Source organism: Burkholderia sp. Ac-20392 (assembly GCF_017104585.1).
Taxonomy (GTDB): domain Bacteria; phylum Pseudomonadota; class Gammaproteobacteria; order Burkholderiales; family Burkholderiaceae; genus Burkholderia; species Burkholderia lata.
Window position 1 is genome coordinate 1 of record NZ_JAAGPB010000189.1, and the last position, 15512, is coordinate 15512.

Annotated in this window: 13 protein-coding genes, 2 pseudogenes and 1 riboswitch; of the genes and pseudogenes, 7 read left to right on the forward strand and 8 right to left on the reverse strand. The window is 65.0% G+C overall.

Annotated features, from left to right (window positions below):
• A pseudogene (locus tag G3N99_RS20495) lies at window positions 1-155 on the reverse strand (LysE family translocator); the annotation flags it as partial.
• A gap of 134 nt (window positions 156-289) precedes the next feature.
• On the opposite strand from G3N99_RS20495, the gene G3N99_RS20500 reads away from it, so the two are divergent.
• Window positions 290-754: an Lrp/AsnC family transcriptional regulator gene (locus G3N99_RS20500; protein WP_011353982.1), complete on the forward strand. Its 465-nt coding sequence runs from the start codon at window positions 290-292 to the stop codon at window positions 752-754.
• 130 nt (window positions 755-884) lie between these two features.
• On the opposite strand, the gene G3N99_RS20505 is transcribed toward G3N99_RS20500, so the two are convergent.
• Entirely contained in the window at window positions 885-1796 is a 912-nt protein-coding gene (locus G3N99_RS20505) for a LysR family transcriptional regulator (protein WP_041493453.1), read from the reverse strand.
• Between the two features lie 138 nt (window positions 1797-1934).
• Between G3N99_RS20505 and speB the strand changes: the two genes are divergently transcribed.
• Both speB and G3N99_RS20515 read left to right on the forward strand, forming a co-directional pair.
• Complete coding sequence (speB, locus tag G3N99_RS20510; protein WP_011353980.1) at window positions 1935-2891, forward strand: agmatinase; 957 nt, start codon at window positions 1935-1937, stop codon at window positions 2889-2891.
• Window positions 2892-2945: 54 nt separating this feature from the next.
• On the forward strand, window positions 2946-4271 hold the full coding sequence (locus G3N99_RS20515) for an MFS transporter (protein ID WP_174942309.1): 1326 nt from the start codon (window positions 2946-2948) through the stop codon (window positions 4269-4271).
• 145 nt (window positions 4272-4416) lie between these two features.
• Here G3N99_RS20515 and G3N99_RS41960 read toward each other — a convergent pair.
• From G3N99_RS41960 to metE, 3 genes and pseudogenes are all read right to left on the reverse strand, one after another.
• Window positions 4417-4599, reverse strand: a pseudogene (locus tag G3N99_RS41960) (hypothetical protein); the annotation flags it as partial.
• Window positions 4565-4999: a hypothetical protein gene (locus G3N99_RS20520; RefSeq protein WP_206123317.1), complete on the reverse strand. Its 435-nt coding sequence runs from the start codon at window positions 4997-4999 to the stop codon at window positions 4565-4567. The pseudogene G3N99_RS41960 and the gene G3N99_RS20520, both read right to left, overlap by 35 nt.
• Window positions 4996-7290, reverse strand: coding sequence for a 5-methyltetrahydropteroyltriglutamate--homocysteine S-methyltransferase (metE, locus tag G3N99_RS20525; protein WP_206123318.1), 2295 nt, complete (start codon window positions 7288-7290; stop codon window positions 4996-4998). The genes G3N99_RS20520 and metE overlap by 4 nt, the downstream gene beginning before the upstream one ends.
• A gap of 128 nt (window positions 7291-7418) precedes the next feature.
• Here metE and G3N99_RS20530 point away from each other — a divergent pair, with 128 nt between their 5' ends.
• On the forward strand, window positions 7419-8327 hold the full coding sequence (locus G3N99_RS20530) for a LysR family transcriptional regulator (RefSeq protein WP_041493167.1): 909 nt from the start codon (window positions 7419-7421) through the stop codon (window positions 8325-8327).
• Between the two features lie 22 nt (window positions 8328-8349).
• Here the strand turns inward: G3N99_RS20530 and G3N99_RS20535 are convergent, their stop codons facing one another.
• Entirely contained in the window at window positions 8350-9072 is a 723-nt protein-coding gene (locus G3N99_RS20535) for a CbtA family protein (protein WP_206123322.1), read from the reverse strand.
• A gap of 13 nt (window positions 9073-9085) precedes the next feature.
• Window positions 9086-9295 (reverse strand): CbtB-domain containing protein, encoded by a 210-nt coding sequence (locus G3N99_RS20540; RefSeq protein WP_011353973.1) that lies wholly within the window; start codon window positions 9293-9295, stop codon window positions 9086-9088.
• Between the two features lie 32 nt (window positions 9296-9327).
• Window positions 9328-9470, reverse strand: a riboswitch (cobalamin riboswitch).
• Window positions 9471-9515: 45 nt separating this feature from the next.
• On the opposite strand from G3N99_RS20540, the gene G3N99_RS20545 reads away from it, so the two are divergent.
• The 3 genes from G3N99_RS20545 to G3N99_RS20555 all read left to right on the forward strand — a co-directional run bounded on the left by G3N99_RS20545 (window position 9516) and on the right by G3N99_RS20555 (window position 13072).
• Window positions 9516-10103, forward strand: coding sequence for a histidine phosphatase family protein (locus G3N99_RS20545; RefSeq protein WP_206123319.1), 588 nt, complete (start codon window positions 9516-9518; stop codon window positions 10101-10103).
• A 185-nt stretch (window positions 10104-10288) separates the two neighbouring features.
• Window positions 10289-11881 carry an inorganic phosphate transporter gene (locus G3N99_RS20550; protein WP_206123320.1) on the forward strand — a complete coding sequence of 531 codons (1593 nt, stop codon included), beginning with the start codon at window positions 10289-10291 and terminating at the stop codon, window positions 11879-11881.
• A gap of 447 nt (window positions 11882-12328) precedes the next feature.
• Complete coding sequence (locus tag G3N99_RS20555) at window positions 12329-13072, forward strand: 2OG-Fe(II) oxygenase (protein ID WP_174942318.1); 744 nt, start codon at window positions 12329-12331, stop codon at window positions 13070-13072.
• Between the two features lie 274 nt (window positions 13073-13346).
• Here G3N99_RS20555 and G3N99_RS20560 read toward each other — a convergent pair whose 3' ends face one another.
• A complete protein-coding gene (locus tag G3N99_RS20560) occupies window positions 13347-14771 on the reverse strand; it encodes an MFS transporter (RefSeq protein WP_206123321.1) in 1425 nt (474 codons plus the stop codon).
• Window positions 14772-15512 lie beyond the last annotated feature (741 nt).

Consider the following 15512-nt stretch of genomic DNA (forward strand, 5'->3'; position numbering starts at 1 on the left):
GTGTGCTCATCCGATCTGCCGGCCGCCGCCGCCATCCCCGGCCGCACGCCGCGGCCGATGCTGGTCTGCAGCACCAGCGCCATGTCCGGCCCCGGCACCGCGTAGATGGCCGCCAGCGCGGCGAGATAAATCAACAGCAAATGCGTGGAAATCATGGTCTGCCCCTGTCCTCTTACGACGATATGTTGCCGCCAGGGGACGAGGGATTATTGGCCATCTTTGGTTCAGGATTGGCGATCCTTGGGGGAATCCGCCACAATCATGAAATCCAGAAAAGGATTCCGCCAACATGACCGAACTCGACAAAACCGACCGCGCCATCCTTGCCGCGGTGCAGCGCGACGGCCGCCTGCCGATCGCGCGTCTCGCCGACACCGTGGGCCTCTCAGAGACCCCTTGCGCGCGGCGCCTGAAGCGCCTTGAAAACGACGGCTACATCGAGCGCTATCGCGCGCAGCTGTCGCGCCAGGCGCTCGGGTTCGGTGTCGTCGCATTCGTGCTCGTGCGGTTCGCGACGCACGACCGCAAGACCGCTGACCGCTTCGAGCGGGAAGTGCTCGGCATCGAGCGGATCCTGGCGTGCCACAACGTGGCGGGCACCGCCGACTATCTGCTGCAGGTCGTGGCGCGTGATCTCGACGACTACGGCACGTTCCTGCGCGAATCGCTGCGGATGCTGCCGGGCGTGACGTCGATCGAATCCGCGCTGTCGCTGCGCGAGGTCAAGCATGACGCGGGGTTGCCGGTGCCGTGATGCCGGCGGGCGGACGGCCCGCGCAAGCCGAACCCGCCCCCCGATCCGTCACTTCGACGCCGATCGATGTGGACATCGCCGGGCAGGCCGCGCCGCCGCAACTCTCGTTCACATAATTGAGCCCGGCGGCCTAAGCGATGTCGGGCGGCTGGTGCGCGCGTTCGAGATCTTCGAGAAACGCTTCCACGAGCGGATTGCCGCGCCCGTTGCGCGCGACGACCATGTGGAACGTCACGTCGTAACGCAGTTGCTCCGGATTGAGCGGCGTGAGCAGCCCCTGCGCGACGTACGGCGCCGCGAAGTGCTGCGGCAGATAGCCGAGGTGGTGGCCGGACAGGATCAGCAGCGCGACGGCCTCCATGTTGTCCGCGGTCGCCGTCACGCGGTCGGGCGTCGTCGACATCTGCGCCTCGGGCAGCGGATACGAGCGCCACGCCCATTCGAAGCCCGCGACATCGGCCGGCGTCAGCGCGCCGGCGCCGTCGAACAGCGGATGACCACGGCCGCAGTACGCGACCTGGCGCTCGATGAACAGCGGCGTGTAGTGCAGCGTCGGCACCCGGTGCCAGAAGTAGCCGACCGCGATCTGGATCTCGTCGCTCAGCAGCTTCTCCTCGAGATCGCCCGGCGCGCGCACGGAGATCGAGAAACGCACGGCCTCGTCGCGGGTGCGGAACGCGGCGATCGCCTCGGCGATCCGCGCGTTCTGGCTCACCGGCGTATGGCCGATCAGGCCGATGTGCAGCGTGCCGACCAGCTGGCGGTCCATGTGCCGCGCGGCCATCCCGAATTCGTCCAGCGCCGCGAGCAGCTTGCGGCTCATCGCGTGAAAGCGCTCGCCCTTCGGCGTGAGCCGGAAACCGCTGCGGCCGCGCTCGCAGAGCCGGTAGCCGAGCCGCGTCTCGAGCGACGAAAGCTGCGCGCTGATCGTCGACTGCCCGACGTTCAGCACGGCCTGCGCGGCCGATACGCCGCCCGCGTCCGTGACCGCGAGAAACACGCGGATCAACCGCAGATCGAGGGTCGACAGATTCCCCAGCACGCTTATCCCCTTCCATACATCGATGAAAATCGATGTTTACGTCGATATCTTCGCATTCTTCTTTCCCGGCGGAGCGCGTAAAACTGTGCGCCAAGCCGCGTCGCATGATACGGCAACCCCACATCGGAAGAGACAGCCATGAACGACCACACCCATTTCCAGCCGCTCGGCGGCAATGAAATGCCGCGCTGCGGCGGCATCGCGACGATGATGCGCCTGCCGCACGTGGCGAGCGCCGAAGGCCTCGACGCCTGTTTCGTCGGCGTGCCGTTCGATCTCGGCACCTCCAACCGCACCGGCGCGCGCTTCGGCCCGCGCCAGATCCGCACCGAATCCGTGCTGCTGCGCCCGTACAACATGGCGACGCGCGCCGCCCCGTTCGATTCGCTGCAGATCGCCGACATCGGCGACGTCGCGATCAATCCGTACAACCTGCACGATTCCATCGCACGCATCGAAGCCGCATACGACGCGATCCTCGAGCACGACTGCAAGCCGATCACGCTCGGCGGCGACCACACGATCGCGCTGCCGATCCTGCGCGCGATCCACCGCAAGCACGGCAAGGTTGCATTGATCCACGTCGATGCACACGCCGACGTGAACGACACGATGATGGGCGAAAAGATCGCGCACGGCACGCCGTTCCGCCGCGCGGTCGAGGAAGGCCTGCTGCACGGCGACAAGGTCACGCAGATCGGCCTGCGCGGCACCGGCTACGCGGCCGAGGATTTCGACTGGTGCCGCGAGCAGGGCTTCCGCGTCGTCCAGGCGGAAGAATGCTGGAACAAGTCGCTCGCGCCGCTGATGGAAGAAGTGCGCGCGCGCGTCGGCGACACGCCCGTCTACATCAGCTTCGACATCGACGGCATCGATCCGGCCTACGCGCCGGGCACGGGCACGCCGGAAATCGCGGGCCTCACGGTGCCGCAGGCGCTCGAGATCATCCGCGGTGCGAAGGGGCTGAACATCGTCGGCTGCGATCTCGTCGAAGTCGCGCCGCCGTACGACCCGTTCGGCACCACGGCGCTGCTCGGCGCAAACCTCGCGTACGAGCTGCTGTGCGTGCTGCCGGGCGTCGCCTACCGCGACTGATCCCCGCGCCGCCACCTATTCCAAATCAGAGAATTCAGAGGAGCACACATAAAGATGGGGACTTCCGTCAAGCAACCCAAGCGGGCGGCGCTCGCGTCGTTCGTCGGCACCACGATCGAGTGGTACGACTTCTATAGCTACGCGACCGCCGCCGCCATCGTGTTCGGGCCGCTGTTCTTTCCCGGCGAAAACCGCTTCATCAGCCTGCTCGCCTCGTTCGGCTCGTTCGCGGTCGGCTTCTTCGCGCGGCCGCTCGGCGGCGTGATGTTCGGCTACCTCGGCGACCGCTTCGGCCGCAAGCGTTCGCTGCTCGCGACGCTGATGCTGATGGCCGTGTCGACGGTCGCGATCGGCCTGCTGCCGACCCATGCGCAAGCAGGCGTGATCGCACCGATCCTGCTCGTGCTGATGCGCGTGCTGCAAGGCATCGCGGTCGGCGGCGAATGGGGCGGCGCGGTGCTGCTCGCCGGCGAGCATGCGCCGGAAGGCAAGCGCACGTTCTTCGCGTCGTTCGCGCAGCTCGGCAGCGCAAGCGGCCTGATCCTGTCGATGCTCGCGTTCGGCGCGATCAGCACGCTGTCGAAGGAAGACATGATGAGCTGGGGCTGGCGCGTGCCGTTCCTCGCGAGTTCCGTACTGCTGATCGTCGGCTTCGTGATCCGCGCGAGCGTGTCCGAGTCGCCCGAGTTCGAGGAAGTCAAGAAGAGCGGCAACATCGCGCAAAAGCCGCTGCGCGAAGCGCTCAAGTACTGGCCGCTGCTGCTGCTCGCGATCGGTGCGAACGTGTACGGCATCGCCGGTGTGTATTTCAGCAACATCTTCATGATCAGCTACGCGACGCAGTTCCTGTCGCTCGATCGGTCGATGGTGCTGCATTGCATGACGATCGTCGCCGTGCTGCAGTTCGTCGTGCAGCTCGCGGCCGCGTTCCTCGCGCAGCGCTTCGGCACCACGCGCGTGCTGCTGATCACCGGCGCATGGGCCGCGATCGTCCCGTTCGTCATGCTGCCGCTCGTGCACATGGGCACGCCGCTGTCGATCACGGTCGGCGTCGGCCTCGCGACGCTCGCGGAATCGGGCTACTACTCGGTGGTCGCGGGCTTCGTCAGCGGCATCTTCGTCGCACGCATCCGCTACACGGCGATCTCGATCGCGTACCAGGTGTGCGGCGCCCTCGCCGGCGGCCTCACGCCGCTCGTCGCGACCATCATCGCGCAGAACACCGCGCCGCAATGGTGGCCGCTCGCGCTCCAGTACACGAGCGCCGCGATCGTGTCGTCGCTGTGCGTGTGGCTGATCTCGCGCCGCGTGAGCATCGACGATGCGGGCGCGCCCCGCAAGACGGTCGATACGTTGCCGCGCGCAGCACGCCCCGCGTAACGCACACGCGCACCGGGCAGGCGGCTTTGCCTGCCCGCGTCTCGCACGAAAAAAGGGCGACCCGGGTCGCCCTTTTTTCTTTCCATGTTCCAGCCACCGCGCGCACACCGTCATCGTCGATGCCTCGCAGTGCAGACTAATATGCGGGTTCGTAGAACAAGAGCGTGTAGTCGATGCCCGATGCGAACAGCACGTCCATCACTTCTTCGCCCGAGCATGGCGTGCGGCACGAACGCAGCAATCCCTTGCGCTGGCCGCCAGGAAGCGGTGTACGTTCGCCGGGGTCGTCATGTTCACTCCGCGCCGAAGAGGGTATTCCGAAGGACATCTCGCATCGCGCTGTCCGCATGCTCGGCGTGTCTTTTCGCCGTATCGAAATCCGGGGAGCCGCGGTCGGTGTCGACCAGCGCAGCCTGTGCGTCGTCGCTTGCGATCCACGCACCGGCGATCGCACGCAATGCGTCGCGGTCACGACGCAGCAGCCGGGTCACGACCGCGCGACCGATCTCTTCGTACATCGCCCAGCAATCGTCGCTATCGTCTTCGAGCGCCTGCATCAGCCGCCCGATTGCATCGTTCGCTGCATGACTCACTTGGTACGCCTCCCGCTCCTGATGTAACAGTGGAAACGACGCGTCCCGGGGCGTGCCCGGGACGGCCCCGATCGGTACGACATCCGCCGCCGGATCATTGATCTCGACGGCGGACACGCAACGTTCGCGCGTCATTGCACCTGGTTGCGCAGCGTCTTCGCGGCGGCGACCATGTTCGTCAGCGCCGGAATCACTTCCGCCCACTGGCGCGTCTTCAGGCCGCAGTCCGGGTTCACCCACAGGCGTTCCGCCGGAATCCGCTCAGCCGCCTTCTTCATCAGGCCGACGATGTGCTCCTGCGTCGGGATGTTCGGCGAGTGAATGTCGTACACGCCCGGCCCGATTTCGTTCGGATACTTGAAGTTGTCGAACGCGTCGAGCAGCTCCATGTCCGAGCGCGACGTCTCGATCGTGATCACGTCCGCATCCATGTCGGCGATCGACGCGATGATGTCGTTGAACTCCGAATAGCACATGTGCGTATGGATCTGCGTATCGTCCTGCACGCCGTTCGCGGTGATGCGGAACGATTCGACCGCCCACTTCAGGTACTCGCCCCATTGCGCGCGGCGCAGCGGCAGCCCTTCGCGCAGCGCGGCCTCGTCGATCTGGATCACGCGCACGCCAGCCTTCTCGAGGTCGAGCACTTCCTCGCGGATCGCCAGCGCGAGCTGGTAGCACGACACCGAGCGCGGCTGGTCGTCACGCACGAACGACCAGTTCAGGATCGTCACGGGGCCCGTCAGCATGCCCTTCATCGGCTTGTTCGTCAGCGACTGCGCATACGTGATCCACTCGACCGTCATCGCCTTCGGGCGGCTGATGTCGCCGAACAGGATCGGCGGCTTCACGCAGCGCGAACCGTACGACTGCACCCAGCCGAACTGGCTGAACGCGTAGCCGTCGAGTTGCTCGCCGAAGTATTCGACCATGTCGTTGCGCTCGGCTTCGCCATGCACGAGCACGTCGAGTTCGAGCGACTCCTGTTCGCGGACGCTGCGTTCGATCTCGGCCTGCATCGCCTTGCGGTAGCCGGCTTCGTCCAGCGCGCCGGCCTTGAACTGGCTGCGGGCCTGGCGGATTTCGCCGGTCTGCGGGAACGAGCCGATCGTCGTCGTCGGGAACGCCGGCAGATTCAGGCGTGCCGACTGCTTCGGCGCGCGCTGCGTATAGGGGCTCGCGCGGTTGCCGAGCTGCGCGTCGATCCGGGCGATTGCAGCCTTCACCGCCGGGTTGTTCACGCGCGGCGAGTGGCGACGCGAATGGATCGCGGCGGCGTTCGCGGCCAGCGCATCGGCCACCTTGTCGCGACCCTGGTTCAGTGCGGTCGCAAGCACCTTCAGCTCGTCGAGTTTCTGCAGCGCGAACGCGAGCCACGAGCGGATTTCCGCATCGAGCTTCTGCTCGCTCGCGAGATCGACCGGCACGTGCAGCAGCGAGCACGACGGTGCGAGCCACAGGCGATCGCCCAGTTGCTTCGCGAGCGGCTCGAGCCAGTCGAGCGTGGCGTTCAAATCCGTCTTCCAGATGTTGCGGCCGTTGATCGCGCCCACCGACAGCACGTGCCCGGCCGGCAGTTCACGCGCCAGCGCGTCGACCTCGTCGCGTGCATTGATCGCATCGACATGCAGGCCGTCGACCGGCAGCGAGCGCGCGAGCGCCAGGTTGCCCTGCAACTGGCCGAAGTACGTCGCGAGCAGCACCTTGATCCGGCGCGTTTCGAGCGCAGCGTACGCGGTCTTGAAGGCTTGCTGCCATTCGGCGTCGAGTTCGGTGACGAGAATCGGTTCGTCGATCTGCACCCATTCGACGCCCTGCGCGGTCAGCGTATCGAGCAGCGCACCGTACACCGGCAGCAGCTTCGGCAGCAGCGCGAGACGGTCGGAATCGTCCTTCGCCTTGCCGAGCCACAGGTACGTGACGGGACCGAGGATCACCGGCTTCGCGGCCACGCCCTGCGCCTGCGCTTCCGCCAGTTGCTGGAGCAGGCGCGACGGATCGAGCGAGAAGTTCGTGTCCGCGTGGAATTCCGGCACGATGTAGTGATAGTTCGTATCGAACCACTTCGTCATTTCACCGGCCGACACACCACCGCAGCACGCGGCATGCGCTTCCGCCGCCTGTGCCGAACGGCCGCGCGCGACGCGGAAATAGTTGTCGAGCACGTCGCCGTGGAAGCCCTGCACGCGCTTCGGCAGGTTGCCGAGCGTGAAGCTCATGTCGAGTACCTGATCGTAGAACGCGAAGTCGCCGATCGGGGCTAGGTCCAGATCGCGCTGGTCGTTCCAGTGACGCCGGCGCAGCTCGGCGCCAAGCGCCTTCAGCGCGTCGCGCGACGATTCATCCTTCCAGTAGCGTTCGAGACCGAACTTGAGTTCGCGCTTGGCGCCGATGCGCGGAAAACCGAGGTTGTGTGTCGTGACCATGAGCTTCCGTCCAGAAGAGAAATTGAATGTCCGGCAATCATCATAGGGATTTCAAATCATGAAATAAAATGGCATTATTTCATTCATCCATTAAAGTTATTCATGCATCTATTGCGCGAGCGAAACCCATGCTGGAACGATTCCATCTCGTCGTCATTCGTGAGGTCGAGCGTCAGGGCTCGCTGACCGCGGCCGCCAATACGCTGCACCTCACGCAATCGGCGCTCAGCCATACCGTCCGGAAAATCGAGCAGCAGCTCGGCACGCCGATCTGGGATCGCGAGGGTCGCGGCCTGAGGCTCACGCAGGGCGGGCAGTATCTGCTGAAGCTGGCGAACCGGCTGCTGCCGCAGTTCGAGCTCGCCGAGGAGCGGATGAAGCAGTACGCGAAGGGCGAGCGCGGCACGCTGCGCATCGGGATGGAGTGCCACCCGTGCTACCAGTGGCTGCTGAAGGTCGTGTCGCCCTACCTGTCGCGCTGGCCCGACGTCGACGTGGACGTGAAGCAGCGCTTCCAGTTCGGCGGCATCGGCGCGCTGTTCGGCTATGACATCGACGTGCTCGTGACGCCCGATCCGCTGAACAAGCCGGGCCTGCGCTTCGACCCTGTGTTCGACTACGAGCAGGTGCTGGTGGTCGCCGATTCACACCGGTTCGCGAACGCCGACTACGTGACGCCCGAGCAGCTGACCGACGAGATCCTGATCACCTACCCGGTCGAAACCGACCGGCTCGACATCTACAACCAGTTCCTGACGCCGGCCGGCATCGTGCCGAAGCGACACAAGTCGATCGAGACGACCGACATCATGCTGCAGATGGTGGCGAGCGGGCGCGGCGTGGCCGCGCTGCCGAGATGGCTTGCCGACGAATACGCGGACCGGATGCCGGTCGTGCCGGTCAAGCTGGGCAAGAAGGGAATTGCGAAGCAGATCTTCCTCGGCATCCGCGAAGCGGATGCGTCGATCGACTATCTGGCCGCGTTCGTCGCGCTGGCGCGCGAATCGACGTGGAGCGCGCCGCGCATGCTGCGCTAGGCGCGCCCCGTTGCAATACGCGTCAGGCGGCGCGCATGCCGACGCGTTCGGTGCGCTCGACCCATGCGCCGAACAGCAGGCCGATCGTCGTCCACATGATCACCTGCATGCCGATCGCCGCGACGCGGAACTTCCACAGCACGGCGGCCGGGAACGCAGCCGGCACTTCGTTGATCGACGGCAGCCCGAGCTGCACGGCCGCGATGATCACGATGAACACCAGCCCCGCGACGATCGACGCGTTCCATTGGCCAAGCTTCGCCAGCAGGTGACGGCGCACGTTGACCGAGAACACCATCGTCGCGATCGAAATCGCAATCATCAGGAAGAACAGGCCCGTGCGATAGCCGATCGTGTCCGGATCGCCGACCGACGGCGGATTGGCCGGGTACTTGATGTTCGGCACGATCACGAGCGCGACGAACGCCGCCAGCGCGAGCCACGCGGCCAGCGGCCGTGCCGGGAGGCGGCTGCCTCGGCCATACGCATACGCAAAGACCAGCGAGAACAGCCCGCCGAATGCCGCGCCGTAAGTCACGACGCCCGTCAGCAGACCGAGGCCGGCCTGCGTGTGGCGGCTGACCAGCTCGGGTTCCGGCACGTCGCCCTTGGCGGCGTCGAGTTTTTCTTCAAAAGAGATTGCCTGATCGACTTGCGGTTCGCCGACGACTTTCGCGAAACCGAACGTGAGGAGGCCTGCGGCGATGCCTGCGAGCATCCCGCGCATGAGCAGCTTTCCGACCATCATGAACTCCGCGTCAGTGGCAGGGGAAGCCGAGCAGATGGCGGCCGTCGTGGACGAACTCGTGGACGTACATGCCCGGCACGAGCGACGTCGCCCCCTGTTCCGCGCCGACGAAGTAAATCGCGAGCAACAGGATCAGGCCGACGAACACGGCCCACGGCAACAATTCACGGACGGGAATGGGCGCCGGCACGACCGCCGGCTTCAGCACTGCTTCGCTCATGGATGCACCTCAGGGGAATCGCGCCCCGACAAATGTTGGATGGGTACGAAGGCAGGTCTGGCTTCCGGGATCATGGATCACCGGTTACAGTGGCGCGACCGCGCCGGAATTGAACCGGCTTCCGCGTTTCGTATCGGGCGAATTGTACGCGCGAACGTTCGCGTATTGAAGCAGCGACAGGTGGACGAACTCGTCCGTCCGGGATCATCCGAAAAACGACATGAACATGCATGCCTCGCTGCGCCTGATCGCACATGCCTCGACCCGGGCGATGCGCACCGGCACGTTTCCGGACGACGATCCGCTCGACGCGCACGGGCTCGCCGAAGCCGCGGCACTGCGCAACCAGTGGGCAGGCGTGGCCGGCGCGCTCGTGCTGTGCAGTCCTGCCCGCTGCGCGGTGCAGACCGTCGATGCGCTCGGGCTGCACGCCGACGTCGATGACGCACTGCGCGACATCGATTACCGAAACTGGCGCGGCAAGCGGCTGCACGACCTCGCGCGCGACATGCCTGACGAATTGAGCGTGTGGATCGGCGATCCGTCCGCGTCGCCGCACGGCGGCGAATCGTTCGATGCAGCGATGCGCCGCGTCGGCACGTGGTTGAACGCGCTGCAACACGGCCGCGACATCGTCGCCGTCACGCATGCGCCGATCGTTCGCGCGGCCATCGCGCACGCGCTGCGGATGGACCCCGACGCGGCAACCCGCATCGACGTCGCACCGCTGTCGTGCACGACATTCGCTGCGTCGCCGCACGGATGGAGGTTGATCGCCGACGACGATCGGCGCGACACTGCCACCTAGCCTCCTGCCGTGTTGCGTTCGCGATATCGACCACTTCACAAGCCGACGCCTCGCGTCGTATCGCAATCGCATGGCGACGTTCACCTTACGTCGCTGTAAGACACTCCGTTCGTTGTCCCTGCTGTCATCAAACTGACTGCTAGCCGAAGCTAGGATCGGTCGCGGTTCCCTTACGAGATACCGTCATGAATCAACCTGCTTCGTCTACCCCGAACAATTCGGGTTCCGTCGAGCGCACCAAGCAGCTCGGCTATGCCGTCTTCCTGCTGGTGCTCGCAATCGGTGCGATCTATATCGCGACGCACCTGATCGACGATCTGTCGCCGATGCGCGAAGGATCGCTGTTCCCATACCTGATGCTCGGCGCCGCGCTGCTGATCGCGCTCGGCTTCGAATTCGTCAATGGTTTCCACGACACCGCGAACGCGGTGGCCACCGTGATCTATACGCACTCGCTGACGCCGAACGTCGCCGTGATCTGGTCGGGCCTGTGGAACTTCCTCGGCGTGATGATCTCGAGCGGCGCTGTCGCGTTCGGCATCCTGCAACTGCTGCCGGTCGAGTTGATCCTGCAGGTCGGCAACGGTGCAGGCTTCTCGATGGTGTTCGCGCTGCTGATCGCCGCGATCGTGTGGAACCTCGCGACCTGGTACTTCGGGTTGCCGTCGTCGAGCTCGCATACGCTGATCGGGTCGATCATCGGCGTCGGGCTGATGAATCAGCTGATGCACGGGCCGTCCGGCACGAGCGGCGTCGACTGGGGCCAGGCGCTCGGCGTCGGCAAGTCGCTGCTGTTCTCGCCGATCGTCGGCTTCCTGTGCGCGGCGCTGCTGCTGCTCGTGCTGAAAACCCTCGTGAAGATTCCGGAGCTGTACAAGGAGCCGCCGAAGGATCAGCCGCCGCCGTTCTGGATTCGCTGCCTGCTGATCCTGACCTGCACGGGCGTGTCGTTCGCGCACGGCTCGAACGACGGACAGAAAGGGATGGGCCTCATCATGCTGATCCTGATCGGCACGGTGCCGGCCGCCTACGCGCTGAACAAGGCCGTCACACCGGCCGAGACGCAAACCTTCGTCGCGGTCGCGAACCAGGCAGCCGCGACGTTCGGGAAGTACACGAACGGCGTCGCACCGTCCGCGAACCCGCGCGCCGATGTCGAGCTTTACGTCCAGCATCGCGAACTGACGCCGGCCGTGATCCCCGCCGTGCAGCAGTTGTCCACGTCGCTCGCGATCGCAGTCGGTGCATCGGGCTCGATGGCGGCCGTGCCGCAACGTGACGTCGACAACGTGCGCAACACGATGTATCTGGTGTCCGAAGCAATCCGCCTGATCGAGAAGTCCGGTCAGCCCGCGTTCGCCGCCGACGACAAGCTCGCGATCGACAACTATCGCAAGCAGCTCGACCACGCGACCAAGTTCATTCCGACGTGGGTGAAGGTTGCAGTCGCGATCGCACTGGGCCTCGGCACGATGGTGGGCTGGAAGCGGATCGTCGTGACCGTTGGCGAGAAAATCGGCAAGCAGCATCTGACGTACGGACAGGGCGCGTCGGCCGAACTCGTCGCGATGCTCACGATCGGTGCGGCCGACGTGTACGGATTGCCCGTGTCGACGACGCACGTGCTGTCGTCCGGCGTCGCAGGCACGATGGCGGCGAACGGATCGGGCTTGCAATGGGGCACGGTGCGCAGCCTGGTGCTGGCGTGGGTGCTGACGCTGCCGGCGTCGATCGTGCTTGCCGGCGGGCTCTATTGGCTGTTCCGGACGGTGGCGTAAACGGTGATTCGGCGGGGGGCCGGCAACAGCCGGCTGCCCGCTGCAGAAGATTCGACCCTCGCTTCCTCGCTTCCTCGCTTCCTCGCTTCCTCGCTTCCTCGCTTCCTCGCTTCCTCGCTTCCTCGCTTCCTCGCTTCCTCGCTTCCTCGCTTCCTCGCTTCCTCGCTTCCTCGCTTCCTCGCTTCTCCGCTTCTCCGCTTCTCCGCTTCTCCGCTTCTCCGCTTCTCCAATGCGACTCGACGAGGCATCCGGTGCGTCCATGCCGTCGTGAGCGTTCACCCTCTTTCTCTCCCGAATTAAAGCGCAAGATCTGGAGCGCGCCGGCGCATGGACATCCGTAGACTGGGTGCATCAACATTTACCGTGGGCACCCCCGTGCGGACGACGCGGCCGAAGCATTCCGCACGACTGCATGGCGCCACATTGCTGACGAACCGAGGTACACCCGTGAACATTGCCGACCTGCAACCTGCCGTCGAATCGCTGGAAATCGCGCAACGCGTCGACGCGATCGACTGGACGAATGTCGATGCCGATCTCGACCGCTACGGATGCGTGCGCGTGCCGGGCCTGATCTCGGAAAGTGAGTGCGCGGCGCTCGCATCCCTCTATCCGCGCGATGCGCTCTATCGCTCGCGCGTCGTGATGGCACGGCACGGGTTCGGTCGCGGCGAATACAAGTATTTCGCGTACCCGCTCCCTGCGATCATCGCCGGGCTGCGTGCGACGATCTACCCGCATCTCGCACCAATCGCGAATCGCTGGAACAAGGCACTCGGGGTCGACGTCCGTTATCCGGCAGACCATGCGACCTTCCTCGATCGCTGCCACGCAGCGGGACAGACGCGACCGACGCCGCTGATCCTGCAATACGGCGCCGACGACTACAACTGTCTCCATCAGGACCTGTATGGCGAACACGTCTTTCCGCTTCAGGTCGCGATTCTGCTGTCGGCGCCGGGCCGCGATTTCACCGGCGGCGAATTCGTGCTGACGGAACAGCGACCACGCATGCAGTCGCGCGCGGAAGTGGTGCCGCTGACGCAAGGCGACGCCGTCATCTTCGCCGTGCATGGCAGGCCCGTGCAGGGAACGCGCGGCGTCTATCGCGTCAACCTGCGACACGGCGTCAGCCGGATTCGGAGCGGCCATCGCCACACGGTCGGCATCATCTTCCATGACGCACAGTGACGGCTATCGGAACGAGCACAACGCTGTCGCGCCATCCGCCATGCAGGGGATTTTCGTGAGAAACACTGCGCATCCGACGTGCCAATCGCGCGCGATCGAGCAGGGTTCTTCGCGAACGGGGCTCAGTGCGCGACCAGCTCCCCCGTCCAACCTGGCAGATGATCGCTTTCGATTCCCGTCAGACCGGCGCGGCGCGTCGGATCGACACGTCAAGTGAGCAACAGAAAGCAGAATCACTCACCTGTCGCGGCACTAAGTCGATGAGAAACCCGGCCTACCCACGCGCCACATTCGCCCGCAGCCGGTCGCCCGCATCTGAGGCGAGCCGTGCATAGCCCGGCAACGTCAGCAACGCGAGCACCCCAGCTGCCACGAATGCCCAGCGAAAGTCGTCAAGCACGTAGTGCATGCCCGCTGCATCTCCCCGCACCAATGCCGCGAGTCGCAGCGACAACGCACCGAACGCGATGCCCATCCCGATCGTCATCTGCTGCGCGGCGCTCCACAACGTGCTGGCTGCACTTGTCTGCTGAGCCGGGATATCCGCATAGGCCAGCGTCGCGAGCGTCGTGAACTGCATCGAGCGCGTCAGTCCGTAGACGAATACGACCAACAGCGTGATCGCCAGTGGCGTCGATGCAGTCAGCCAGCCACATGCGATCGTGAAGAGGCCGACTATCGTCACGTCGACGAGTGCGACGCGCCGGAAGCCGTAGCGGTCGAGAATCCACGACGTTCCCGCCTTCATCCCGAGATTGCCGAGCGCACTCGCGAGCAGCAGCAGGCCGGACTGGAACGGCGACAGCCCGAAACCGATCTGGAACAGCAGCGGCAGCAGGTACGGCACGGCATTGATGGCCATCCGTGTGATCGACCCGGTGATCACCGTCACCGAGAACGTCGGCACATTCAATGTCGTGAAGTCGAGCAACGGATGCGCGCACCGTCGCGCATGCCACCATGCGGCAATGCCGAACAGCACGCTCGCACCCACCAGGACGGCCGCGCGCGTAAAGTGGACGTCCTGCTGGCCGGCCGCTTCGGTGCCGATCAGCAGGCAGGTCAATGCGCCTCCAGCGAGCACGAAGCCGCCCCAGTCGAGCGGCCGTTGCTCGTCGGCCCGCGTGTTCCGGACGATCAACCAGGTGCAGACCAGCGCGGCGATGCCGAACGGGACGTTCAGCAGGAAGATCCATCGCCATGACGCATAGGTCGTGATGAAGCCGCCGATCGGCGGTCCGACGACAGGTGCGACGATGCCTGGCCACGTGATCGTCGCGATCGCACGCATCAGCTTCGCTTTCTCGGTGCTGCGCACGACGATCATGCGCCCGACCGGCACCATCATCGCCCCGCCGACACCTTGCAGCAGGCGCGCAGCGGTGAACGTCACCACGCCCTCGGACAACCCGCACAGCACTGACGCACCGGTAAAGACGACGATCGCACTGGCGAACACCGTGCGCGAGCCATAGCGATCCGCGATCCAGCCGCTGATCGGGATGAACACCGCCAGCGCCAGCATGTAGGCCGTCATCCCGAGGCTCAGCGCGTTCGGCCCGACGCCGAACGAGCGCGCCATTTGCGGTAGCGCGGTCGCGATCACGGTCGTGTCGAGGTACTCCATGAAGAACGTTGCGGCGACGAGATACGGCAAGAAGTCGGTCGTCCGACCACCTTGGGCAGAGCTGTCAGTCATGAACGATGCGGGAGACGGAATACGGAGGACACCGACCACCCGCGGTTGCCTGGAAGCGCCGGGAGTCGGGACGAATGGCGATATTACCCCGAAGGGCTTGCCCCCCGCTCTGCCGGGCATGTCGCGCGAATGGACTTTATGCGCATAGATTTTTATGACGATTTGGCGCTGAGTGCGTTGCGTGCGCCGATGATCACGTTGGCACAACGTGTCGAAGGACCAGTGGATGGCTCGGAGGGCTCTCGCCCAGGTGCATCAATTTCCGACCATTTTCAGCAAACGTCGCTCATCGCCGTCCATCATGGAACTATCTATGAAAGAATCGACGTTAGATGAACACTCAGCGGTGTGCCGATTGATGTGGAGCAAAGGAGAGCGCACCGGGAGATTTCGGTGGCGTAGAACCGTAGATCGCTCGAGAACAATGGGGGCCCAAGTCGACACATTCGACGCTTCGCCCCAGCCAGATTGATGTGGAACGCAGCGAAACGCATCTAAAGATTTGCGTGGCGATGGTGTCGCGGATTGCTCGAGAACCGCAGGTGCCTAGATCGGCGCATGCGTCGCCCCAGCTCCAGCCAGGCCGCCCATCCTGATCCCCTGCGCATTTCCGTCGCTCAAATGCAAAAACCCCCGCCTTTCGGGCGGGGGTTCTCGGCTTAGGGAGCCTGACGATTACCTACTTTCACACGGGAATCCGCACTATCATCGGCGTAGAGTCGTTTCACGGTCCTGTTCGGG